The 23,062-nt window shown below is 70.0% G+C and carries 20 protein-coding genes and 1 pseudogene; 8 read left to right on the top strand and 13 right to left on the bottom strand.

The features are described 5' to 3' along the window. Nucleotide 1: 1 nt before the first annotated feature. A complete protein-coding gene (locus tag ITP53_RS22225) occupies nt 2-2,050 on the bottom strand; it encodes an APC family permease (RefSeq protein ID WP_195897347.1) in 2,049 nt (682 codons plus the stop codon). A 103-nt stretch (nt 2,051-2,153) separates the two neighbouring features. Here ITP53_RS22225 and ITP53_RS22220 point away from each other — a divergent pair, with 103 nt between their 5' ends. From ITP53_RS22220 to ITP53_RS22205, 4 genes are all read left to right on the top strand, one after another. Continuing rightward, on the top strand, nt 2,154-2,819 hold the full coding sequence (locus ITP53_RS22220) for a potassium channel family protein (RefSeq protein ID WP_195897346.1): 666 nt from the start codon (nt 2,154-2,156) through the stop codon (nt 2,817-2,819). Next, nucleotides 2,819-3,478 carry a potassium channel family protein gene (locus ITP53_RS22215; RefSeq protein WP_195897345.1) on the top strand — a complete coding sequence of 220 codons (660 nt, stop codon included), beginning with the start codon at nt 2,819-2,821 and terminating at the stop codon, nt 3,476-3,478. The genes ITP53_RS22220 and ITP53_RS22215 overlap by 1 nt, the downstream gene beginning before the upstream one ends. A gap of 146 nt (nt 3,479-3,624) precedes the next feature. Continuing rightward, a complete protein-coding gene (locus ITP53_RS22210) occupies nt 3,625-4,413 on the top strand; it encodes a class I SAM-dependent methyltransferase (protein ID WP_207756266.1) in 789 nt (262 codons plus the stop codon). Between the two features lie 225 nt (nt 4,414-4,638). Then, complete coding sequence (locus ITP53_RS22205; protein ID WP_195897343.1) at nt 4,639-5,952, top strand: cytochrome P450; 1,314 nt, start codon at nt 4,639-4,641, stop codon at nt 5,950-5,952. 39 nt (nt 5,953-5,991) lie between these two features. Here ITP53_RS22205 and ITP53_RS22200 read toward each other — a convergent pair whose 3' ends face one another. The 6 genes from ITP53_RS22200 to ITP53_RS22175 all read right to left on the bottom strand — a co-directional run bounded on the left by ITP53_RS22200 (nt 5,992) and on the right by ITP53_RS22175 (nt 9,979). Then, nucleotides 5,992-6,663, bottom strand: a complete 672-nt coding sequence (locus ITP53_RS22200; RefSeq protein WP_328815364.1) for a DUF3159 domain-containing protein — start codon at nt 6,661-6,663, stop codon at nt 5,992-5,994. Nucleotides 6,664-6,667: 4 nt separating this feature from the next. Continuing rightward, nucleotides 6,668-6,874 (bottom strand): OB-fold nucleic acid binding domain-containing protein, encoded by a 207-nt coding sequence (locus tag ITP53_RS61715; protein WP_225289212.1) that lies wholly within the window; start codon nt 6,872-6,874, stop codon nt 6,668-6,670. Between the two features lie 208 nt (nt 6,875-7,082). Continuing rightward, a complete protein-coding gene (locus ITP53_RS22190; RefSeq protein WP_328815362.1) occupies nt 7,083-7,724 on the bottom strand; it encodes a DUF3710 domain-containing protein in 642 nt (213 codons plus the stop codon). Between the two features lie 114 nt (nt 7,725-7,838). After that, nucleotides 7,839-8,279, bottom strand: coding sequence for a dUTP diphosphatase (dut, locus tag ITP53_RS22185; protein ID WP_195897341.1), 441 nt, complete (start codon nt 8,277-8,279; stop codon nt 7,839-7,841). Beyond that, nucleotides 8,276-8,476: a hypothetical protein gene (locus ITP53_RS22180; protein ID WP_195897340.1), complete on the bottom strand. Its 201-nt coding sequence runs from the start codon at nt 8,474-8,476 to the stop codon at nt 8,276-8,278. Before ITP53_RS22180 ends, dut begins: the two co-directional genes overlap by 4 nt. Nucleotides 8,477-8,701: 225 nt before the next feature. After that, a complete protein-coding gene (locus ITP53_RS22175; RefSeq protein ID WP_195897339.1) occupies nt 8,702-9,979 on the bottom strand; it encodes an AI-2E family transporter in 1,278 nt (425 codons plus the stop codon). Between the two features lie 183 nt (nt 9,980-10,162). On the opposite strand from ITP53_RS22175, the gene ITP53_RS22170 reads away from it, so the two are divergent. Next, nucleotides 10,163-12,334, top strand: coding sequence for a DUF6351 family protein (locus ITP53_RS22170; protein WP_195897338.1), 2,172 nt, complete (start codon nt 10,163-10,165; stop codon nt 12,332-12,334). Here the strand turns inward: ITP53_RS22170 and ITP53_RS22165 are convergent. Continuing rightward, on the bottom strand, nt 12,328-13,581 hold the full coding sequence (locus ITP53_RS22165; protein WP_195897337.1) for an MFS transporter: 1,254 nt from the start codon (nt 13,579-13,581) through the stop codon (nt 12,328-12,330). The genes ITP53_RS22170 and ITP53_RS22165 overlap by 7 nt on opposite strands. Nucleotides 13,582-13,635: 54 nt before the next feature. On the opposite strand from ITP53_RS22165, the gene ITP53_RS22160 reads away from it, so the two are divergent. Then, nucleotides 13,636-14,154 carry an ArsR/SmtB family transcription factor gene (locus tag ITP53_RS22160; protein ID WP_195897336.1) on the top strand — a complete coding sequence of 173 codons (519 nt, stop codon included), beginning with the start codon at nt 13,636-13,638 and terminating at the stop codon, nt 14,152-14,154. Nucleotides 14,155-14,233: 79 nt separating this feature from the next. Here the strand turns inward: ITP53_RS22160 and valS are convergent. Beyond that, a pseudogene (gene valS, locus ITP53_RS22155) lies at nt 14,234-16,711 on the bottom strand (valine--tRNA ligase). A 107-nt stretch (nt 16,712-16,818) separates the two neighbouring features. Between valS and ITP53_RS22150 the strand changes: the two are divergent. After that, a complete protein-coding gene (locus ITP53_RS22150; protein WP_195897335.1) occupies nt 16,819-17,103 on the top strand; it encodes a DUF4235 domain-containing protein in 285 nt (94 codons plus the stop codon). Here the strand turns inward: ITP53_RS22150 and ITP53_RS22145 are convergent. From ITP53_RS22145 to paaN, 4 genes are all read right to left on the bottom strand, one after another. Next, nucleotides 17,036-18,469 carry an alpha,alpha-trehalose-phosphate synthase (UDP-forming) gene (locus tag ITP53_RS22145; protein WP_195897334.1) on the bottom strand — a complete coding sequence of 478 codons (1,434 nt, stop codon included), beginning with the start codon at nt 18,467-18,469 and terminating at the stop codon, nt 17,036-17,038. The genes ITP53_RS22150 and ITP53_RS22145 overlap by 68 nt on opposite strands. Nucleotides 18,470-18,486: 17 nt before the next feature. Then, the gene (locus ITP53_RS22140) at nt 18,487-20,046 is read right to left on the bottom strand and encodes an FAD-dependent oxidoreductase (RefSeq protein ID WP_328815355.1); all 1,560 of its coding nucleotides are present in this window, start codon (nt 20,044-20,046) and stop codon (nt 18,487-18,489) included. Between the two features lie 74 nt (nt 20,047-20,120). Continuing rightward, the gene (locus ITP53_RS22135; protein WP_195897333.1) at nt 20,121-20,984 is read right to left on the bottom strand and encodes a 3-hydroxyacyl-CoA dehydrogenase family protein; all 864 of its coding nucleotides are present in this window, start codon (nt 20,982-20,984) and stop codon (nt 20,121-20,123) included. Continuing rightward, a complete protein-coding gene (paaN, locus tag ITP53_RS22130) occupies nt 20,938-22,584 on the bottom strand; it encodes a phenylacetic acid degradation protein PaaN (protein ID WP_195897332.1) in 1,647 nt (548 codons plus the stop codon). The genes ITP53_RS22135 and paaN overlap by 47 nt, the downstream gene beginning before the upstream one ends. A 99-nt stretch (nt 22,585-22,683) precedes the next feature. Here paaN and paaI point away from each other — a divergent pair, with 99 nt between their 5' ends. Then, the gene (gene paaI, locus ITP53_RS22125) at nt 22,684-23,061 is read left to right on the top strand and encodes a hydroxyphenylacetyl-CoA thioesterase PaaI (RefSeq protein ID WP_195897354.1); all 378 of its coding nucleotides are present in this window, start codon (nt 22,684-22,686) and stop codon (nt 23,059-23,061) included. The last annotated feature ends 1 nt before the right edge of the window (nt 23,062 follow it).

Here is a 23,062-nt window from a genome sequence, read left to right as displayed (position 1 = left end):
GTCAGCTCGACCTGACCTGGTCCTCTTCCTCCTTGACCGTCTGGTGCCACGGGCGGCGCACCGAGCCGGGCGCGAACGGCTCCGGCCTGCCCTTGAGCCGGTCGGACGAGTGGAGCTGCCACGGCACGCTGGTCACCATCACTCCCGGCTTGAACAGCAGCCGGGCCTTCAGCCTGAGGGCGCTCTGGTTGTGCAGGAGGTGCTCCCACCAGTGGCCGACGACGTACTCGGGGATGAAGACGGTCACCACGTCGCGCGGCGAGCGCCTGCGCAGCGTCTTGACGTAGTCGAGCACCGGCTGCGTGATCTCGCGGTACGGCGAGTCGAGCATCTTGAGCGGCACCGGGATGCCCCGCCGCTCCCACTCCTCCTGGAGCTTGCGCGCCTCCTCGCCCTCGACGCCCACGGTCACGGCCTCCAGCGTGGACGGCCTGCTGGCGCGGGCGTACGCGAGCGCCCGCAGGGTCGGCTTGTGGATCTTGGAGACGAGCACGATCGTGTGGTTGCGCGCGGGCAACATGGACGGCTCGTAGTCCTCGGTGATCTCCAGCTCGGCCGCCACGTTGTCGTAGTGGCGCCTGATCGCCTTCATCATGAGGAACAGGACCGGCATCGCGATCACCACGATCCACGCCCCGACCAGGAACTTCGTCAGCAGCACCACGATCAGCACGAGCCCCGTCATGACGCCGCCGAAGAAGTTGATCACTCGGGAGCGGTGCATCTGGAGGCGCGTCTTGGGATCGGTCTCGGTCTTCAGGTGGCGAGTCCAGTGGATGACCATGCCGGTCTGGCTGAGGGTGAAGGAGACGAAGACGCCGACGATGTAGAGGTTCAGCAGGCGGCTGACGTCGGCGTTGAACCCCCACAGCAGCAGGCACGCGCCGAGCGCCAGGATGACGATGCCGTTGGAGAAGGCCAGCCGGTCGCCCCTGGTGTGAAGCTGGCGCGGCAGGTAACGGTCCTGGGCCAGGATCGAGCCGAGCACGGGGAAACCGTTGAACGCGGTGTTGGCCGCGAGGAACAGGATCAGCGCCGTCACCGCCGAGATCACCACGAACGGCAGCGACCCGCCGCCGAACACCGCGTCGGCCACCTGGGAGATGATCGGCTGCTGGTAGTAGTCCTGGCCGACCGGCGTGCCGTCGGGCCTGAGCAGGTCCTCGGCGACCACGGAGGGCTCGGCCACCTTCACCCCGGAGGCCAGCCCGAGCGCGATGATGCCGCCGAACATGGTGATCGCGACCAGGCCCATCATGAGCAGCGTCGTGGCGGCGTTCTTGCTCTTGGGCTTCCTGAAGGCGGGCACGCCGTTGCTGATGGCCTCGACCCCGGTCAGGGCCGCGCAGCCGCTGGAGAACGCGCGCAGGACCAGGAACGCCGCGGCGAAGGCGGTGAGGTTGGCCTGCTCGGGCTGGATGGTGAAGTGCGCGCTCGGCGCCTCGATCTGCTCTCCCAGCACCAGCAGCCGGAACGCGCCCCAGACGATCAGCCCCAGCACGGCGATCATGAAGGCGTACGTCGGCACGGCGAAGGCTGCGCCGGACTCCCGGATGCCGCGCAGGTTGACCACGGTGAGCAGGATGACGATGGCGATGGCGACGGCAGGCCGGTGCTGCGCCACGAACGGGATCGTGGCGCCGACGTAGTCGACGCCGTTGGCCACGGAGACCGCGACGGTCAGCACGTAGTCGACCATGAGCGCGCTGGCCACGGTGAGCCCGGCGTTCCCGCCGAGGTTGGTGGTCGCGACCTCGTAGTCGCCGCCGCCGCTGGGGTAGGCGTGCACGTTCTGCCGGTACGACGCCACCACCGTGAGCATCACGACGATGACGGCGATGGCGACCCATGGACTGTAGGCGTAGAAGGAGACTCCGGCGAGCGACAGGATGACCAGGATCTCCTGGGGGGCGTACGCCACGGAGGAGAGCGCGTCGCTGGCGAAGACAGGCAGGGCTATGCGTTTGGGCAGCAGCTGCTCGTGGAGCTGCCCGCTTCGCAGGGCGCGCCCCACGAGCACGCGTTTGACAAGATCCGTCACCTTCGCCACGTAACGAGATGCTAGCCCCATGCCAAGGCGATAAACGAGCCGCTCCCCCATCGGGGTCATACTGGTGTGCAGCAACCGGCCGACCGCGAGGGTGCGGGGAGAAATGCATATTGTGATCATGGGATGTGGCCGGGTGGGATCCACCCTCGCGCACATCCTCGAGGACAGCGGCCATTCCGTCGCCATCATCGACCGTGACCCCCAGGCGTTCCGCCGGCTGCGTTCCGGGTTCCGGGGACGGCGGGTGACGGGCGTGGGCTTCGATCGCGACGTGCTCATCGAGGCCGGCGTCGAGTCCGCCGCCGCGTTCGTGGCCGTCTCCAGCGGCGACAACTCCAACATCATCTCCGCCCGCGTGGCCCGCGAGACGTTCGGCGTCGACAACGTGGTGGCCCGCATCTACGACCCCCGCAGGGCCGAGGTCTACCAGCGGCTGGGCATCCCGACGGTGGCTACCGTGCGCTGGACCGCCGACCAGATCATGCGCCGCATCCTCCCCGAGGGCGCCGAGCCGCTCTGGCGCGACCCCACCGGCACCGTCATCCTGGCCGAGGTCCCCGCCAATCCCGCCTGGATCGGCATCCGCGTCGTCGACCTCGAACGACGCGCCAGGACCCGCACCGCCTTCATCAACCGCATGGGAGAGGCCCTCACCATCGCGGACGACACGGTGGTGCAGGAGGGCGACGTGCTGCACGTCATCGCCGCGGAGAACGACATGGACCGGATCAACAAGGTGCTCGCCGCGGCACCGGAAGAGGACGAGTGATGCGCGTCGCCATCGCAGGAGCGGGTGCCGTCGGCCGCTCCATCGCCGCCGAGCTCCTGGAGAACGGCCACGAGGTCCTGCTCATCGACAACGACCCGCACGCCATCAAGATCGACAGCGTGCCGCGCGCCGAGTGGCTGCTGGCCGACGCCTGCGAGATCGCCTCACTCGACGAGGCCGGGCTCAACAACTGCCACGTCGTGGTCGCCTCCTCGGGCGACGACAAGGTCAACCTGGTGGTCTCGCTTCTGGCCAAGACGGAGTACGGCGTGCCGCGCGTGGTCGCCCGCATCAACCACCCCAACAACGAGTGGCTCTTCAACGAGTCGTGGGGCGTGGACGTGGCCGTCTCGACCCCCCGCCTGCTCAGCGCGCTGGTGGAGGAGGCGGTGAGCGTGGGCGACCTCGTACGCCTGATGACCTTCCGTCAGGGCCAGGCCAACCTGGTGGAGCTCACCCTGGCCGAGGACGCCCCGGTGGTGGGCCAGCGAGCCGGCTCCGTGCCGTGGCCGGTGGACGCCGCCCTGGTGGCCATCCTCCGGGAGGGCCGCGTCCTGGTCCCCACGGCGGACGACCCCCTGGAGGCCGGCGACGAACTGCTCTTCGTGGCCAACCAGGAAGTGGAACAAGAACTCGCCCACCTCCTCTCCCAGCACTGAAAGCTCCTGGGGGCGCTATGCGCTCGGGACAGCGCCTCCCAGGGGGCTGCCGGCTGACGAGGACCGCGCCAAGGGAGTCAGACCATGCCGATGTGGGACCGGTGGGCCGAGATCAGGCGCGGCGCACGGCCGCGGGAAGAGGAGCGATGATGATCAGCCTGACCGCCGAACAGGAGACCCTCCTCATCCCGCTGTACGACAAGGCGACCATGAAGGAGATCATCGACGACCCGACGGCCGCGTCCATCGTGGCGCAGGTCGACTACGATTTCTCCGCGCTCCGCCAGCCATGGGTGACCAGGGCGACGCTGGCGATGCGGGCCAGGAAGCTGGACCAGTGCGTACGCGACCACCCGGCGCCGCTGGTCCTCCACCTGGGCTGCGGCCTCGACGCCCGCGTCGACCGGGTCGCCCCCGCGCAGGGGACACGCTGGTACGACGTCGACTTCCCCCAGGTCATCGAGTTACGCCGGCGGTTCTACCGGGAGACCGCCGATAATCGCATGATCGGCTCCTCGGTCACCGATCACTCCTGGATGGCCCAGGTCGACGGCGAAGGACCGGCCCTCGTCATCGCCGAGGGGCTGCTCATGTATCTCCACGTGGCGGAGGTGAAGGCGCTGGTGCTCGCCCTGCGCGACCGCTTCCCCGGCGGCCAGATCGCCTTCGACGCCTTCACCACGTTCGTCACCCGGCGCATGTCGCGGCATCCCTCGTTACGGAAGACCGGCGCCCAGGTGCACTGGGGCGTCGACGATCCCATGGAGATCACCCGCTGGGCGCCCGGCCTGGAACTGGCCGAGGAATGGACGTTCGGCGACCCCACCGCACTGACCGGGCTCGGCCCGTTGCGGCGGATGCAGATGAAGGCGATGTTCGCTCTCCCCGTCGCCAGACACACCCACCGCATCCTGCGCTACCGGCTGGGCGCCTGACTCCGTCGTGCGAGTGAGGGGCGGTTCGCACGGAGGTGTTCTCTGGAACGGTCTCCCGCTGAGGTCTTTCGACCTGCGATCCGGGCTCCGATGCCACGCTTACCTATCCGCCAAGCAAGTCCGAAATATTGCTCTGGTGGATATATCTGTTTCTGAGTAGCCCGATGATACGGGCGTTATCCGAAACGGGGCCGGATCGTGCCAAAATCCTTGAATTCTGTTCCGATGGCCCGGGGCCGCCTGCCGCTGGCGGGTCACCTCCTGAGTCTGGCGAGGGACCCGCTCCGTTTCCTGACGTCGGTGGGCTCGGACGGGTCCGGTCTGGTGCGCCTTGACCTGGGCACCACGCCGATGTACCTCGTCACCGCGTACGAGCCCGCCGACGACATCCTGGCAGGACAGGCCGGCGCGTTCGGCGTGGGCCGGATGTTCAAGCAGCTCAGCTCCCTCATCGGGGACAGCCTGGCGACGCTGGAAGGCGAGTCGCACCTCAAGCGGCGCAGGTTGCTGCAGCCGCCGTTCCTCAGCCGGGAGCTCCCCGGATACGGCGGCATCATGGTCCGCCGCGCCCAGTCCCTGAGCGACTCGCTGCGGGAGGGCCGGTCCACGCTCATGGACCGCTCCTTCTACCGGCTGACCCTGTCGGCGGCGGCCGAGGCGCTGTTCTCCGTGGACCTGGCCGGGCCGGTCGTCGCGGAGGTGGACCGTTCCCTTCCCGTGGTGACCAACGGGGTGGCGCTGCGGGCCTTCCTGCCGAAGGCGTTCGAGTCGTTGCCGCTACCCCTGAACCGCCGCTACGACCTGGCCGTACGCCGCCTCCGCGCGGTGATAGAGACCGCCATCGATCAGCACCGGGCCGCCGCGCCGGCCGGGGCGAACCTGCTGTCCGCGCTGATGGCGAGCCGCGACGCGGACAGCGGCGAGGGGCTGAACGACGGGCAGATCCGCGACGAGATCATCACCATCATGCTGGCCGGCACCGACACCCCCGCCGCGCTGCTGTCCTGGGCCCTGTACGAGCTAGAACGCCACCCCGCCGCCGAACGCAGGCTGCACGAGGAGCTCGACGAGGTCGTCGGCGACCGCCCGGCCGAGCTGGCCGACGTGCCGAGGCTCCCGTTCACCGCGCAGGTGCTGAACGAGGTCAGCCGCCTCTACTCGGCCCTGCTGATCATGCGGCGCTCCACGTCACCGGCGCTGGTCGGCGGAGTGGAGGTGCCGCCAGGCACCGACCTGCTCATCTGCCCGTACGTGATCCACCGCGACCCCCGTTTCTTCCCCGAGCCGGGCAGGTTCGACCCGGACCGCTGGTCGTCCGAACGCGCGCACAGGCTGCCCAGGAAGGCGTATCTGCCGTTCGGCGCGGGCCCGCACAAGTGCATCGGGGACTCCTTCGCCTGGGCCGAGCTGGTCATCGTGCTGGCCACGGTCTGCTCGCGGTGGCGGCTCAGGACCGCGACCGGGCACGCGGTGTCAGCCGTGCCCGGCGTCGTGCCCCGCCCGAACAGCCTGCCGATGATCCCCGAGCCGCGCTCCTGAACCCTTGGAACGCTCTCGTGCGGTCTCCCGGCCGGGCTCTCAGGCTGGGGCGACCGGCGGCTTGATGGGTGTGCGCCCGCGACCGAGCAGCCACAGCATGGCACCGAGCGCGGCCACCTGGAGCGGCCACCCCATCACGATCTTGGCGAAGCCGAGCGCGGCCACCGCCTGATCCCCGCCGCCGAACAGGTAGACCGGCCCCTGGACGGCCACCCTGACCGCGCACGGCAGCATCAGCAGCCAGGTCAGCCGCGTGCACAGCTTCACGATGCCGGGGTCCCTGTGCCAGGCCGTCGGATCGCCGGTGACCGACCCGATCAGGAAGCCGACGACCGGCCACCGGGTGACGATCGACAGGAGCATCCCCACCATGTAGCCGGCGTTCCACAGGATGCCAGGCAGGAAGTAGTCTTTCGCGTCACCCGTGCGGCTGGCGAAGAACGCGCCGATCGCGATGCCGATCAGGCTGTTGATCACGAACTGCGGCGTGGACCGCTGCACGATCCGGCCCAGTAGCAGCAGGACCGACAGCGAGATGCTGACGATGAGCGACAGCTTCAGGTCCTCGGCGATGATCCAGCACACCGTGAACGCGATGGTCGGGATCGCCGCCTCGATTATGCCGCGCACGCCGCCGAACGCCTTGGCGAGCTGGGCTCGCACCGCGGCCTCGACGGTGTCGTGGGCGACCTCTTCCGCCTCAGCACTCACCTGATCAACTCCCTGGGCGCAGTTCGTAACGCGGATTGAACATCACCTTGCGCCCGTCCTGCATGCTGACGAGGCCCTCGGCCTTGACCGTGCGGCCGGGCTCGATGCCCGCGATCTTCCGGCGGCCGAGCCAGACCAGGTCGATCACATCTGACCCGTCGTAGAGCTCGGCCTCGAGAGCGGGGGCACCACCCCTCGGACGCAATGTCACCGTACGTAGCGTACCCGCCACGCAGAAGCGCCGGCGCCCGCCACACCTGACAATCGGCGTCGCACCGACCTCATCGGCGTCCTCACGCAGTTCCTGGGCTTCGATTTCGGACTGGGGGGACGCCAGTCGGCTGAAGAACCCACGCAATCCTCCACGTTTCGGAGGCTCTGCCGTACTCATGATGACTCAGCCTATGTGATGTCAGCCCTTAGCGAATCTCGCTGATTTCAGGTCCTCGTTTGAACGGGCTGAGGCCGGGCCCCTCCGCCTCCGTCTCGGCCGACTGCTCGTTGGGGCGGCTCAGCGGAATCGGGGCCTCGCGCGCCATGGGGTCGTCGCCGCGTACGACCACGACGTCCTTGATGTACTCCACGAACGCTCCGGCGATCGACTCGTCGAACGCGCCCTTCCCCGAGATCACCCCGAGCAGCAACCAGCGCGGGCCGTCGACGCCGAGGTAACGAGCCGGCCTGACGTTGCCGTCGGCCTTGAGCTCGCCGTGCAGTTCGGTGCCGAACGGGCCCTCCTGCTCCTCCAGCTGGCCCTTCGCCTGCGCCATGATCTTGGTCTTGGTGTCGTCCCACAGGCCCGAGCTGCGCGGCGCGGCCAGGGCCTGCAACTGCAGCGTGGTGTCCTTGTAGATGACGACGACCGCGACGTGCTGGTCTCCGAGGGAGGCCAGGCGTAGGTCGAAGTCGGGGTTGTGCGGCAGCCGCAGGCCGCCGAGATCGATCCTGTCGCTCTCCGGGTGGGGCTCGTCGGCGTCCCACGGACCGGACTCGCGCGTGGGGGCGGCAGGCTCCTGCTCGGCCACCGGTTCCGGCTGCTCACGACGACGACGTCGGAACACGTTCCTCACTCTCCCTGTTCGGCGGGCCCGCGTGCGACCCGCTGCTCACCGGGCCGCAGCGCGACCCGCTACTCCCCGGGCCGCGATGGCGGCCCATTGCTCCCTGGGCGCCAGTCAGCGTCCCGTCGATCCGAATCCGTTGGCGCCGCGTATCGAACCCGGCAGGCGTTCGACCTCGTAGAAGACCGCGCGCTCGACCCGCTGGACCACGAGCTGGGCCACGCGGTCGCCACGCTGGAGCCGGAACGGCTCCTTGGCGTCCGTGTTGATCAGCGTCACCTTGATCTCACCCCGATAGCCCGCGTCGACCGTCCCCGGCGCGTTGACCATCGTGACACCGTGCTTGGCCGCCAACCCCGAACGCGGGTGAACGAACGCCGCATATCCGTCAGGCAGGGCGATCGCCACCCCCGTCCCGACGACGGCCCGCTCGCCGGGCGGCAACTCGACGTCCTCCGCCGCGAAGAGGTCTGCCCCCGCGTCGCCCGGATGGGCGTAGGACGGGAGCGGCAGCTCGGCGTCGAGCCGGTGGATGAGGACCTCCGTACTGCTCAAGGATTCACCTCGTAGTCCTGGTGTTCTGCGGCGATGGCGGCCGGATCGGCGCGCTGGGCGAAGTGTCGCATGCTCACCTCGATCAGCGCCGCCGCGCGGACGGCGTCGGGGACGCCCATGCACCCCTCAACCTCAAGGTACGCCTTCCCGCCTGTGATGCCGTTGCACCAGGCACGCAGGTGGAGTGTCGTACCCATGGGAACCGGGAGTCGGGCACCCGGCGCCGGAGCGGTGAGGGAGGAACGGGTCACGAGTGACGAGGTTACTCCCAGTTGGGGACCGACCTCGTCCACACCGCCAGAAGCGGCGACCCCGCCAGCACATCCGCACCGCCACACGCCCATCCCGGAGGCCGGATCACCGCGCCCGGCGGCTGCATCCCTGCGGGCGGATCGCCGCCGTGTGTGCGCATCCTGCCCGCGCTATACCCGTGCCCCGCCAGGCGGGACCTCGCTCTCGCCATGGGGGCTGTCGTGGCCGGCGGGGCGCGTGCCGCCAGGGCGCTCGCCGGTTCGCCGGGGACGGTCTCCGCCGGACGGCCTGTCGTCGCGTGGGCGGTCCGGGCCGGGGCGTTCGGCTCCGGGGCCGCCGCGCCCGGGCGGAGGCTGGTCGCCGGACGGCAACTCCTCGTGGTCCGGCGGTGGCAGGGCCGGTTTGTGCCGGAGCTCAGGCAGCGCTCGGTAGAGCACCGCGGCCACCGGCACGGCCACGGCGGCGCCCGCGATGCCCGCCAGAATGCCCCCGATGGCCAGCACCAGGATGATCGCCAGAGGATGGAAGTTGAGCGCCCGCCCCACGATCAGCGGCTGCAGCACGTGGTTTTCCAGCTGCTGCTCGACGATGAGGATGCCCAGGAAGATCAGCGCGTAGACGAGCCCCTTGGCCCCCAGCGTGACGAGGGTCGCGACGGTGCCCGCGAAGAAGATGCCGACGATGGGGATGAAACTGGCGAAGAAGATCAGCACGGCCAGCGGCGCCCACAACGGCACCCCCATGCCCGCGAGCACGATCCCCATCACCAGCCCGTGCACGGCGGCCACCGCCACCGTGCCCTGCACGTAGTGGGAGAGGGTGGTCCACGCGGCCCGCCCCGCCCGGTCGACGCGCGGCGACACGTCGCCGAACCCCCTCAGCACCCACGCCCAGATCCGGTCGCCGTCCTTGAGCAGGAAGAACGTCACGAACAGCAGGAGCACGATGGAGGCGAGCACCTCGACGGCCACCGCGCCGGCGCTGAGGACGGTGCCGGTGATGGCCGTGCGTTGCGCGTTGACCAGGGCGACGATCTCGTCGACGTAGCCGGTGATCTGCGCCTGCTGGAGATGCAGCGGGCCGGTGATCAGCCAGTCCTGCACGGACCTGGCGGTCACCTGCACCTGCTTGACCAGGTTGGGGAACTCCTCGCTGGCCCGCACGCCGACCAGCCAGCCGGTGCCGGCGAGCACGGCGATCGCCACCAGCATGGTGATCCATGTGGCGTAGATCGGCCGCATCCCCGCGCCGCGCAGCATCCTGGTCAGCGGGAACAGCAGCGCGGTCAGCAGCAGCGCGATCGCCACGGGCAGCGCCACGAAGGTGAGCCTCGCGATGACCTGGACGAAGAAGTAGACGACCACGCCGACGAGGATCAGGCATACGCACCATGCGGCCATCTTGGCCAGCACGGGTGGCACGAGCTTGGTTGGGCGGTCGGGCAGCACATGTTCAAGACTGGCATGTCCGCGCCCGGGATGCGCGCGGTTAAACGATCGGGCCTGGCCACGGGGCGTGTTCGCCGTACACGAATGGCGTGTTCGCCGTACACGAACAGGGAAGAGGGCCGCCTCTCACAACGGCGAGATCGGGCCTGTGCAAGTGCCGGACCGCGTGTCACCGTCATGGTCATGAAGGCTGTGGTGGTCCTCATCATGCTCGCGTCCCTCATCGGCTACCCCACCCCCGCGTACGCCTCCCGCGCCGACCTGGCGCTGGAGGTGCTCTCCAGCCGCCCCGACCAGGTAACGGGCGGTGACGCCCTCGTCAGGGTGCGCCAGACCGGCGGCGCACAGGTCCGGATCCTGCGCAACGGCCAGGACGTCACCTCGTCCTTCACCCGGACCGGGGACGGGCTCACGGGCCTGGTCACCGGCCTGGCCGACGGCGACAACACGATCACCGCGGTGGCCCGGCCGCGGAAAGAGACCCTGAAGCTCCGCAACCACCCGATCGAAGGCCCGGTCTTCTCCGGCGCGCACCAGTACCCGTTCCTGTGCAAGACCGAGCGTGGCGGCCTCGGCCCGCCCACCGTGGACAACCAGGACGGCCAGGGCATGCGCGTCACCGGCGGCTGGAGCAGGGACTGCTTCGCGCCGACAGTCAAGGACCGGCTGTACCGGTCGACGGACGGCACGTTCAAGGCCATGCCCACCGAGGGGCCCACCGAGGGGCCTACCGAGCGGCCCGCCGACATGGCCACGACCACGCTGCTCGACGGCCGTACGGTCGACTTCGTGGTCCGCAGGGAGCGCGGCGTGATCAACCGCTTCCTCTACTCGACAGCCATGATCGAGGACGGCTGGAACGGCCGGGCGATCTACCGGTTCGACGGCGGCGTGGCGATCGGCCACGACCAGGGCACGCTGGGGAGCGGCGCCCTCGACCCGTACGGTCTGGGCCAGGGCTACGCGATCCTGCACTCCTCGGGCACCCGCACCTCCACCCACTACAACCTGATCCTGGGCGGCGAGACGGCCCTCATGGTCAAGGAGCGCTTCATCGAGCAGTACGGCGTCCCGCTCTACACGGTGGGCGTGGGCGGCTCGGGCGGCGCCATCCAGCAGTACATCTACGGCCAGAACCTGGGCGACAGGGTGATCGACGCCGCGATCCCGCAGTATTCCTATCCGGACATGGTCACCCAGACCATCCACGTGGGCGACTGCGAGCTGCTCGAACGCTACATGGACCACGACCCGCGCTGGGCCAGGTGGGACGACAGGACGGCGCTGATCGGCATGAACGCCAGCGACACCGTGGCCAACCCGTACACCGGCCGGGCGGGCTCCGACGAGTGCGTCAACGGCTGGCGCGGACTGACCCCGCTGACCATGAACCCGCTGTGGACCTCCAACGACGACCCCGAATGGGAGCGCATGGACCCGCCGGGCGTCAAGGACACCGTCCAGTGGACCCACTGGGACGACCTGCGCAACATCTACGGCACGGACGAACGCGGTTACGCCCGCTCGACCTGGGACAACGTGGGCGTCCAGTACGGACTCGCGGCGCTCACCGGTGGCGTGATCACACCGGCCGAGTTCCTCGACGTCAACGCGAAGGCGGGCTCGTGGAAGGACTCGGCCGACATGGTCCAGGAGGGCTGCCCGTTCGTCAGCACCGCCTGCCCCGCCGACTTCGACCCGTGGAGCGCCCGCAACGCCGACCTGGGCGACCCGGCCCCCAGGCGCGCCGGGGACCCGATCGCGATCAGGAACGTGCAACGCAGCGGCCTGGTGTTCACGGGCGACATCGACATCCCGGTGATCGACTGGCGCCACTACCTGGAGGACCAGCTCGACATGCACAACGCCCACCAGTCGTTCGCCTCCAGGCAGCGGATGCTGAACCACGACGGCCGGGCGGGCAACCAGGTCATCTGGTTCACCGATGCCCGCCCTGACGGGCCGAGGTTCGAGCAGACGCCGGAGGCGCTGCGGGTGATCGACGCCTGGATGGCCAACATCCGGAAATATCCGGCGCGCGGCGTGACCGGCAACAAGCCGCCCCAGGCCGTGGACCGCTGCTTCGCCACGGACGGCACGCAGATCGCGGCGGGCCCGCACGTGTGGGACGGCGTCCTCGACCGCCGCGCCCCAGGCGCCTGCACACAACGCTTCCCGCTCTACTCCACCACCCGCGTCGTGGCGGGCGGCCCGCTGGAGGGAGGCGTCTACAAGTGCCGGCTCCAGCCGGTGGACAGAGCCATCGCCAAGGGCCTGTACGGCGACTGGCGGCCGACGCGGGACGAGCGGGCGAGGCTGAAGCAGATCTTCCCCACGGGGGTCTGCGACTACTGAGGACTCCCGTGGGCGTCCACTGACGCGGCGGGCAGTTCGCGCATCGTGCGCAGGGGCGAGGTGAGCAACCACAGGACCGCCAGGCCGCCGCCGCACGCGGCGACCAGCAGCGTGTTCCTGATCCCGATCACCTCGCCCAGCACGCCGCCGAGCAGCCCGCCCAGCGGCAGCGTGCCCCAGACGAAGAACCGTATGGTCGCGTTCATCCGGCCCAGCAGCGGCGCGGGGGTGATGGACTGGCGGAAGCTGACCTGGGTGACGTTGTAGACGACCGTCCCCGCTCCGATCCCGAACTCCGACAGCGCGAACAACCCCAGCCGCCAGTCGGCCTCCATCCACGGCAACGCGAACATCAGCGGCACCGGCACGGCGATGCCCAGCCACATCGTCGGCCCCTGCCCGAGCCACCGGGCCAGCCTGGCGTTGACCAGGGCCCCGGTGATCCCGCCGAGACCGCCCGCGGCCATCAGCAGCCCGATCGTGCCCGCGCCCAGGCCGAGCTCCCTGGCCAGCAGCAGCAGGATCATCGGCTGGGCCATGGCGCCGAACAGGTTCGCGGTGGCGGTGCAGCCCGCGATGCGGCGCAGCAGCCGCTCCCCCAGCACGAACCTGACGCCTTCCGCGATCTCCTTGCCCAGGTGGGCGCGGCGTTGCCGAGGGCGGGTCTCCCGCCGCCGTATCGTCCTCAGGCACAGCGCCGACCAGGCGAACCCGGCCACCGTGGTGACCAGCGCGAAGGGCGCGGTGAGGAACTGGATCAGGTAGCCGCCGACGCTCGGGCCGCCGAGCATCGCCACCGTACGGACGACCTCGAGGGCCGAGTTGCCCTCGACGAGCCGCTCGCGCTCGACCAGGTACGGCAGATAGCTCTGGTACGCGACGTCGAAGAACACGGTGAACACGCCGAGCACGAGCGCCACGGCGTACAGCTGGTAGATCGACAACAGCCCCAGCCACCACGCGACCGGCACGGACGCGAGGGCCAGGGCCCGCGCCCAGTCGCTGACCACCAGTACCGCGCGCTTGCTCAACCGGTCCACGACAGCGCCCGCGGGCAGCCCGATCACCGCGAACGCCAGCGTCTGGCACGCGCCCAGCAGGCCGACCTCGAACGCCGAGGCCCGCAGCGCCGTCACCGCGACCAGGGGCAACGCCAGCATGAGGACCTGGGTGCCCGCCTGGCTGGCGGTGTCGGCGAGGAACAGCCGGCGGAAGTCGTGCTCGCGTAACAGTCCGAATCGGCTCACCCGATGAGAGTCGTTGACTGGTTGGGAAAAGTCAATCGGAACTAGAGTCTCTTCATGGCCACCAATCGCCGCCCCGCCACCGAGGCAGAGGCCCGTGCCCTGGCCTCCTCGGTTCGCCTGCGCATCCTGCGGCTCTGCCTGGAGCAGGCCCTCACCAACAAGGAGATCGCCGCGCGCCTCGGCGCGCACCCGGCCACCACGCTGCACCACGTGCGCAAGCTCACCGGCACCGGCTTCCTGGTCGCCGAGCCCAGCCGCCCGGGTCCGCGCGGCTCCACCGAGATCCCCTACCGGGCCACCGGCAAGTCGTGGGCGATGGACGTCCGTGAGAGCGGCGTGACCGGGGGCAACGCGGCGATACTCGACGCCTTCCTCGAGGAGGTCGAGCTCGTCGACATCGAGGAGTGCGACTTCACCAGGCTGGGCCTGCGGCTCAACGCCGAGGGGCGGGCCGAGCTGCACCGGCGGATGGCGGAGGTGCTGGAGGAGTTCCGGCGGATGCGACCGCCGCCGGACGGGGAGGCGTACTCGCTGTTCCTGGCGCTGCACAGGGACGTCGCCCGCGACGCCTGAGCACCGGCGCCAGACGCGGGGACCGCAGAAACGCACCGCGCCGGACACAGGGAGCGCAGAAGAGCGCGGGCACCGGACGTCAGCCCAGGTGGACCTCGGTGGCGAGCACCTCACCGTATTCCAGGACGAACTCCTCCACGTTGCCGGCCGCGCAAAGGTCGTCCTGCGCCTGCCGCACCAGCTCGATCTCGGGCGCCGAGACGGTCAGCCTGGAGACCTCGGCCCGCATCGACAGCTTGGCCCCGGACTTGGCCTTGCGCACCTGCCCGAGCACCTCGGACGCCACGGCCAGCACCGCCGGGTCGCCGGCGCCGCGTTCGGCGGCGGGCCAGGCCGCCCGGTGCACCGAGCCCTCCCGCCACCACGACCACACCTCTTCGGTCACGAACGGCAGGAACGGCGCGAACAGCCGCAGCAGCACGTCGAGCGCCTGCCGCAGCGCGGCGTGGGCGGAGGCGGCCGCCGGACCGGACTCGTACGCCCGCGTCTTGACCAGCTCCAGGTAGTCGTCGCAGAACGCCCAGAAGAAGCGCTCGACGGCCTCGATCGCCCTGGTGTGGTCGTAGGCGCCGAGCGCGTCCCCGGCCTCGCGCACCACGCCGGACAGGGCCGCCAGCATCGACAGGTCGAGCGGCTCGGTGACCTCACCGTCGGTCGCGGCCAGCCCGAGCACGAACCTGGACGCGTTGAGGATCTTGATGGCCAGCCGGCGGCCGATCTTGAGCTGCCCGGGGTCGAAGGCGGTGTCGACGCCGTAGCGCCCGTTGGCCGCCCAGTAGCGCACGGCGTCGGAGCCGTGCTGCTCCAGCAGGTCGAGCGGAGTGACGACGTTGCCCTTGGACTTGGACATCTTCTTGCGGTCGGGATCGAGGATCCAGCCGGAGATCGCGACGTCGCCCCACGGCAGGACGCCGAACTCGTAGTGCGACCTGACCACGGTCGAGAACAACCAGGTGCGGATGATCTCGTGTGACTGCGACCGCAGGTCGGCGGGGAAGACCCGGCGGAACAGGTCGTCGTCGGTCTCCCAGCGGCCGGCGATCTGCGGCGTCAGCGACGAGGTGGCCCAGGTGTCCATGACGTCGGGGTCGGCCATGAACCCGCCGGGCACGCCGCGCTGGTCCTCGGTGTAGCCGGGCGGCACGTCGGACGACGGGTCGATGGGCAGCAGGTCCTCGGCCGGCACGATCGGCGCGTCGCGGACGGGCTACCCGGACTCGTCGATGGGATACCACACCGGGAACGGCACGCCGAAGAACCGCTGGCGCGAGATCAGCCAGTCGCCGGTGAGCCCCTCGACCCAGTTGTCATAACGCACCCGCATGTGCGGCGGGTGCCACACCGGCTCGCCCCCGCGCGCCAGCAGCCGCGCGCGCAGCTCCTCGTCGCGGCCGCCGTTGCGGATGTACCACTGGCGGGTGGTGACGATCTCCAGCGGCTTGTCGCCGCGCTCGTAGAACTTCACCGTCCGCCGCACGGGCGTGGGGTCGCCGTCGAGGTCGCCGGACTCGCGCAGCAGCTCCACGATCCGCTCCCTGGCGCTGTGCACGGTCTTGCCTGCCAGCTCTTTGTACGGCTCCCCGTCCACGCCCTCCGGCGGCTCGGGCAGCAGCCGCCCGTCCCAGCCGATGACCGGCCGGGTCGGCAGGTGCAGCTCCCGCCACCAGGTGACGTCGGTGATGTCGCCGAACGTACAGATCATCGCGATGCCGGAGCCCTTGTCCGGCTCGGCCAGCCGGTGGGCCAGCACCGGCACCTCGACGCCGAACAGCGGCGTCAGCACCGACGTGCCGAACAGCTCCTGGTAGCGCTCGTCGTCGGGATGGGCGACCAGCGCCACGCACGCGGGGATCAGCTCGGGCCTGGTCGTCTCGACCCAGACCGGCCCCTTCTCGCCGTAGAACGAGATGCGGTGGAAGGCGCCGGGCCACTCCCGGTCCTCCAGCTCGGCCTGGGCGACGGCGGTGCGGAAGCTGACGTCCCACAGCGTCGGCGCCTCGGAGAGGTAGGCCTCGCCGCGCGCCAGGTTGCGCAGGAACGCGCGCTGCGACACGGCCCGCGACTCGTCGCTGATCGTGGTGTAGAGCAGCGACCAGTCGACCGACAGGCCGACCCGCCGCCACACCTCCTCGAACGCCTGCTCGTCGACGGCGGTCAGCTTGTGGCACAGCTCCACGAAGTTGCGCCGCGAGATGGAGACCTCGCGTTTGCCCGGCTTCTCCGGTGGAACGAAGTCGGGGTCGTAGGGCATCGACGGGTCGCAGCGCACGCCGTAGACGTTCTGCACCCGCCGCTCCGTGGGCAGGCCGTTGTCGTCCCAGCCGATCGGGTAGAAGACCGACTTACCGATCATCCGCTGGTAGCGGGCCATGATGTCGGTGTGGGTGTAGGAGAAGACATGACCGACGTGCAGCGCGCCGGACACGGTCGGCGGCGGCGTGTCGATGGAGTAGATCTGCTCGCGCGGCTTGGACCGGTCGAAGCGGTAGATGCCCTCGGCGTCCCAGCGAGCTACCCATACCTGCTCCAAGCCGTCGAGGGTCGGCTTTTCCGGCATGGATGCATGGTGTAGTCGCTGTTGAGTCATGCCTCCTTATGGTACGGCTTCGCAGCCCTACAGGCGGTACAGACTAGTGTTCGTAACCTACGGGAAGGGAGATCGGCATGGCGGAGGACAAGCCCGACGTCGCCTGGCGGGTCATCGGCGGCCTGACGGGCCTGGCGACCGCGTGGGCGGCGAGGAAGATCCTCGCATACGTCTGGGTGAAGGCGACCGGGAAGGAGCCGCCCGTCGACACCGACTCATCCGAGGTCAGCCTGGGGGAGGCGATCGGCTACGCGGTCCTCATGGGCGTCGGCATGTCCGTGGCGCAGATCGTGGTCAACCGGACCGCCAAGAAGCGCTACGACGCGTGGAAGTCTGTGAAGCAGGTGTCTCAAGAGCATTGAGGAACTCGCTCGCCCAGCGGTCCACGTCGTAGGTGGCCACCCGGCGGCGCATGGTGCGCATGCGCCGGGCCAGCTCGTGCGGCGTGGCCCGCATCGCGGCCAGCATCTGGCGCTTGACGTCCTCGACGTCGTACGGGTTGACCAGATACGCCTGCCGCAGCTCGTCGGCGGCCCCGGCGAACTCACTGAGCACCAGCGCGCCGTGCAGGTCGTGGTGGCAGGAGACGTACTCCTTGGCGACCAGGTTCATGCCGTCGCGCAGCGGGGTCACGACCATCACGTCGGCGGCCAGGTAGAGCGCGGCCAGCTCCTCGTGGTCGTAGGACTGGTGGAAATACTGCACGGGCTGGTAGCCGAGCTGCGCGTGCTCGCCGTTGATCCGGCCGACCTGCAGCTCGATGTCGTCGCGCAGCCGCCGGTACTCCTCCACCCGCTCCCTGCTCGGCGTGGCGATCTGCACGAACACGGCCTCGTTCGGCCGTAGCCGCCCGTCCTTGAGCAGTTCGCCGAACGCCTCCAGCCGCTGCCCGATGCCCTTGGTGTAGTCGAGCCGGTCCACGCCGAGCAGCACGTGCTCGGGGTCGCCGAGCTCCACCCTGATCTCCTTGGCGCGCGCCATGATGTGTGGCTCGCGAACGATCGAGTCGAGCTGCGCGAAGTCCACGGAGATCGGGAACGCCTGCGTCGTCACCACCCGGTCATCCAGGAAGATCTCGTTCCCCTTGTACGGCAGCCCGAGCAGCCGTCGGCACAACCGGCGGAAGTTCGAGGCCCCGCCGGGCAGCTGGAAGCCCACCAGGTCGGCCCCGAGCAGCCCTTCGACCAGGTCCTTGCGCCACGGGAGCCGCCAGAACAGCTCGGTCGGCGGGAACGGGATGTGCAGGAAGAACCCGATCCGCAGGTCAGGCCTGAGCCTGCGCAGCATCGCGGGCACCAGCTGGAGCTGGTAGTCCTGCACCCAGACGACCGCGCCCTCCTCCGCGGCCTCGGCGGCGGCGGTCGCGAAGCGCTCGTTGACCGTCCGGTACGCCTCCCACATCCGGCGGTGGTACACCGGCGGCGCCACCACGTCGTGATAGAGCGGCCACAGGGTGGCGTTGGAGAAGCCCTCGTAGTAGAGCTCCACCTCGCGGTCCGACAGCGGGATCGGGATGAGGCTCATCCCGCCCTGCTCGAACGGCTCCAGCTTCTCGTCGGGCGCCCCGTGCCACCCGGCCCAGGCTCCGTGGCGGCGCTGCATCACCGGGGCGATCGCGGTGACGAGTCCGCCGGGACTCCTGCGCCACGAGGCCGTTCCGTCGGGCTCGATCCTCCGGTCCACCGGCAGCCGGTTGGCGACGATCAGAAACGAGCTACGGCCAGTCACGCAGTCCTCCTAAGGGCTCAAGGGTCGTCAGGAGAGCCGCCGAGAGCGCGGCTCACAGCGGCCACCACCGACTCCGGCCCCGCATGGGGGATGATCGCGGCGATATGGGCATCGGGCCTGATGAGCCATGCCTCACCGGGCCCGGCGCCGAGCCTCTCGGCGAGCGAGCCGGTCCCATCGATCTCCGCGAGCTCGCGTACGGCGAGCGGCGCCGTAATGACCTTGCCCAGGACCTGCACAAACAAACCCGAATCGCACATATCACCCAGTAGTACAAGAAAACCGTCACGGCACATCTCCCGCAATCTGCCGCCGGGCAGGGGCAGGTCCGGAAGGATCACGCCGGGCGCGGGTTCGCACGACCTCCCCTTCGGCGGCCGGCCGTGGAAAGGCCGCTCAGGCGACGGCGTGGTCAGCGGCGAGCCGACGTACCAGTACGGCTCCGCGAACCGCCCCGAGTCCACCTCCTCGGCCACACCCCCTTCAAGGACCGCCCGCCTGCGCATCCGCTGCTCCACCGTCTTCGGCACGAGGAAGCGCAGAGTGGCGGCCGTGACCTCCAGGTTCTCCAGCGCCGCCGCGTGCCGCTCGGCGTGGTACGACTCCAGCAACCCCTCCCCCGCCCAGCCGTTGAGCGCGAAGGCCAGCTTCCAGGCCGCGTTCTCGGCGTCGGGCACGCCGGAATTGAGGCCGCGCGCGCCGAACGGGGCCAGCAGGTGGGCGCAGTCGCCGGCCAGCAGGACGCGGCCGACGCGCATGCGGGAGGCGATCCGGGAGTGGAAGCGGTAGGTGCTGTGCCAGAGCAGTTCGTACGGCCGATCCCCAATGATTTGTCTTATTTTTCGCGAAATATCCGTTTTTGTTGGGATGAAGTCCGGCGCTATCTGCCAGTCGATTCTGTACGTGCCTTCCGGGCAGGGGTGGATGAGCACTTGGCGGCCGGGGTTCCAGACGGGGTCGAAGTAGAAGCGGCGCTCGTTCTCCCATCCGGGCAGGTCGGCCCTGATGTCGCAGATCAGGAACTGGTCGTCGAACGCCTCGCCGTCGAACGTGACGCCGAGCGCCTGGCGTACCTGCTGGGCGCGGGCGCCCGCACAGGCCACCACGTAGGACGCGCGCAGCAACCGCTGGCCGCAGTGGACCGTCACGCCGGAGGCGTCCTGGGTGAGGCCGGTGACGTCGTGGTTCCAGCGGACCTCGATGAGCGGCTGGGCGGCGACGGCCTCGTCGAGTATCCGCTCGGTGCGCGCCTGCGAGATGTTCACGCACGCCGGCAGCGTCCCTTCGCGCTCGAACGACCAGGAGAACAGCTCGCGGTCCCGGTAGTAGGTGCGGGCGGTGGTCCAGGCCAGGCCCTCCTCGGCCACCCGGCCCGCGCCGGCGGCGGCCCAGATGTCGAGCACGTCACGCTGCTGGCAGATCGACTTCGACCCGGTCGAGTCCCGTCCCGGCCGCCGGTCGAGCACCAGCACCTGCACCCCCCACCGGGCCAGCAACAGCGCCGTACTCAACCCCACCGGCCCCGCACCGATCACGACGACCTGCACCTGCGGGGACACCCCGGCCTGCGGGGACACCCCGCATACCCCGAACAATGGAAGAGACCCCCCAACCCTGACCTGCGGAGATGCTCCGCATCCCCGGCCGAGCGTCACCACTGATAGAACCCCTTTCCGCTCTTGCGGCCCAGTTCTCCGGCGGCGACCTTGTCCCGCAGCAGCCTGGGCGGCTCGAACCGGGGCCCGAGCCTGGCGTGCAGGTATTCGGCGATGGCCAGCCGGACGTCGAGCCCCACCAGGTCACTCAGCCTGAGCGGCCCCATCGGGTGTCCGTAGCCGAGCGCCATGGCGGCGTCGATGTCCTCGGGCGAGGCGACGCCCTCCTCCACCATGCGGATGGCCTCCAGGCCCAGCAGCACGCCCAGCCGGCTGGTGGCGAAGCCAGGCGAGTCGTTGACCACCACACTCGTCTTGCCGAGACGCTCGACGTACTGTCTGGCCCGCTCCAGCACGTCGCCTGGGGTGGACGGGGTGACGACGATCTCGACCAGGGGCTGGACCGGGACCGGGTTGAAGAAGTGCAGGCCGATGAGGTGTTCTGGACGCTGCAGCGCGGCGGCCAGCTCGGCGATGGACAGCGAGCTGGTGTTGGAGGCCAGGACGGTCTGCGCGGAGACCCGCGACTCCGCCTCGCCCAGCACGTCGGCCTTCAGCGCGGGATCCTCGGGCACCGCCTCGATCACCAGCTCCGCCTCTGCGGGCACGGTGCCCATGGTCAGCCGGGCCAGCGCCGCCTCCTTGTCCGCCACGCCCTTGGACTCGGCGACGGCCAGCCCCTCGGCGATCCGCCGCCGCGCCGCCTCGGCCCGCGGCTCCTGAACGGTGACGTGATCGCCCCTGGCCAGGAAGACCTGCGCGATCCCCGCCCCCATGCGCCCGCCGCCGATGACCGCCACGTTCACGACGGCCTCATGCCGGACGCCTCGACTGCACCACGTGGAAGCGGCCCGCCACATAGCCGGGGTCGGTGAGCGAGGCGGTGGCGGCCGGGTTGGCGCCGCTGCCGTGGTAGTCGCTGAACGCGGCCGACTGGTTGACGAAGACGCCGCCGGTGAGGTTGCACGACAGGTTGACGCCCGCGTCGACGGCGGCGCGTTCGGCCTGGCCGAGCACGTCCTCGGAAGTGGAGTAGGCGGCGGCGGTCAGCGCGCCGCGGGCCTTGATCGTGTCGCGCAGCACGTCGAGGCTCTCCTCGGTGGAGCCGGTCGGGATGACGAACGAGATGGGCCCGAAGTGCTCGTGGCCGTACACGTCGGTCCTGGACGGATCCACGCGTACGATCACCGGTGTCCTGACCACCGCGTCGGGGAAGGACGGGTGCTTGGGCGCCCGCGACTCCAGCACCACGTCGCCGAGCGAGGGGGCGGCCTCCACGCGCGCGAGCACGCCGGGGTTGACGATGGCGCCGGTCAGCTCGACCGCGCGGGCGTCGTCCCCGAGAAGCTTCCCCACGGCCGCGGCCAGGCCGGCGGCGACCTCGTCGAAGCTCTTGTGCCCCTCGTCGGTCTCGATGCCGTGGGCGGGCACGAGGATGTTCTGTGGCGCGGTGCACATCTGGCCGCTGTAGAGCGACAGCGAGAACGCCAGGTTGCCCAGCATGCCGCGCCAGGAGGCCGTGGAGTCGACGACGATCGTGTTGACCCCGGCCTTCTCGGTGTGCACCAGCGCCTGGGTGGCGTTGCGCTCCAGCCACTCGCCGAACTCCGTCGAGCCGGTGAAGTCCACGATGCGGACGTCCGGGTGGGTGGCGAGCGTCTTGGCCAGGCCCCGGCCCTCCTCCACGGCCAGCGACACGAGCGCGGGGTCGAAACCGGCCTCGGCCAGCACCTCGCGGGCGATCAGCACAGTGATCGCGAGCGGCAGCACGGCGCGCGGGTGCGGCTTGACGATCACCGGGTTGCCGGTCACCAGCGAGGCGAACAGCCCCGGGTACGCGTTCCAGGTCGGGAACGTGTTGCAGCCGATCACCAGCGCCACTCCCCTGGGCACCACGGTGAAGCGCTTGTCCATGACCAGCGGGGCGCCCTTGGCCGGCTTCTCCCAGCGGGCGGTCGCGGCCGAGGAGGTCATGGCGGCGTAGCCGTACGCGATGGCCTCCAGTGCGCGGTCCTGCGCGTGCGGCCCGCCCGCCTGGAACGCCATCACGAACGCCTGCCCCGTCGTGTGCTGCACCGCGCCGGCCAGCTCGAAGCTGCGCCGGTGGATCCGATCGACGATCTCGACACAGGTCAGCGCGCGGGTGTCGGGCCCGGCGTCGCGCCAGGCGGGCAGCGCCGTGGTGGCCGCGCGGACCAGCTCCTCCGCGACCGGCTCCGGGTAGGTGATGCCGAGGTCGATCCCGTACGGCGACCGCTCGGCGCCGATCCAGGCCCCGGTGCCCGGCTGGTCGAGCGGGAACGGCTTGCCGAGATACGACTCGAACGCCTCCTTGCCGCGTTCTGCCGCTCCCTCGCCGTGGACCCGCGGGCTCGGCGACTCCGGATAGGCGCTCCAGTAGCCTCGCTCCGCTATCGCGGACAGAGCCTTCTCCAGAGTGTCGCGGTGCTGTTCGAACATGTTGCTCACCCTCTTGACAGGGATCGGCCGGACGGTGAAGTGTTTACCGAACATTCGGTCAGTTGACAAGGGAGACCTGCCTTGGAGAGCGCGCGTCGCATGATGGCCGCCGACACCGCCTCCGCCGCTCTGGGCATCGAGCTGACGGAGCTGGGCGAGGGCCGGGCGGCGTGCCGCATGACCGTGACGGGCCAGATGATCAACGGACACGACCTGTGCCACGGCGGTTACGTCTTCCTGATCGCCGACACGGCCTTCGCCTGCGCGTGCAACACCCACGGTCCGGTCACGGTGGCGGCGGGCGCGGAGATCACGTTCGTCTCCCCCGCCCGCGCGGGCGACGTGCTGGTGGCCGAGGCCGCCGAGCGGACCCGCTACGGCCGCAGCGGCATCTACGACATCACGGTACGCAGATCGGACGGCCAGGTGGTCGCGGAGTTCCGCGGCCGCAGCAGGGAACTGAGACAGGAGCGGTGAA

It is taken from the genome of Nonomuraea cypriaca (genome assembly GCF_015645445.1).
In the GTDB taxonomy this organism is placed as follows: domain Bacteria; phylum Actinomycetota; class Actinomycetes; order Streptosporangiales; family Streptosporangiaceae; genus Nonomuraea; species Nonomuraea cypriaca.
The sequence above is the reverse complement of the archived record's forward strand: the minus strand, read 5'-3'. Positions and strand labels throughout refer to the sequence as shown.

Coding starts and splice junctions, on each gene's coding strand:
- ITP53_RS22150 (WP_195897335.1), top strand. CDS start 16,819: ATGGCGGAGGACAAGCCCGACGTCGCCTGGCGGGTCATCGGCGGCCTG.
- ITP53_RS22210 (WP_207756266.1), top strand. CDS start 3,625: ATGATGATCAGCCTGACCGCCGAACAGGAGACCCTCCTCATCCCGCTG.
- paaN (WP_195897332.1), bottom strand. CDS start 22,584: ATGTTCGAACAGCACCGCGACACTCTGGAGAAGGCTCTGTCCGCGATA.
- ITP53_RS22135 (WP_195897333.1), bottom strand. CDS start 20,984: ATGTGGCGGGCCGCTTCCACGTGGTGCAGTCGAGGCGTCCGGCATGAG.
- paaI (WP_195897354.1), top strand. CDS start 22,684: ATGATGGCCGCCGACACCGCCTCCGCCGCTCTGGGCATCGAGCTGACG.
- ITP53_RS22180 (WP_195897340.1), bottom strand. CDS start 8,476: ATGGGTACGACACTCCACCTGCGTGCCTGGTGCAACGGCATCACAGGC.
- ITP53_RS22220 (WP_195897346.1), top strand. CDS start 2,154: ATGCATATTGTGATCATGGGATGTGGCCGGGTGGGATCCACCCTCGCG.
- ITP53_RS22205 (WP_195897343.1), top strand. CDS start 4,639: ATGGCCCGGGGCCGCCTGCCGCTGGCGGGTCACCTCCTGAGTCTGGCG.
- ITP53_RS22215 (WP_195897345.1), top strand. CDS start 2,819: ATGCGCGTCGCCATCGCAGGAGCGGGTGCCGTCGGCCGCTCCATCGCC.
- ITP53_RS22160 (WP_195897336.1), top strand. CDS start 13,636: ATGGCCACCAATCGCCGCCCCGCCACCGAGGCAGAGGCCCGTGCCCTG.
- ITP53_RS22170 (WP_195897338.1), top strand. CDS start 10,163: ATGAAGGCTGTGGTGGTCCTCATCATGCTCGCGTCCCTCATCGGCTAC.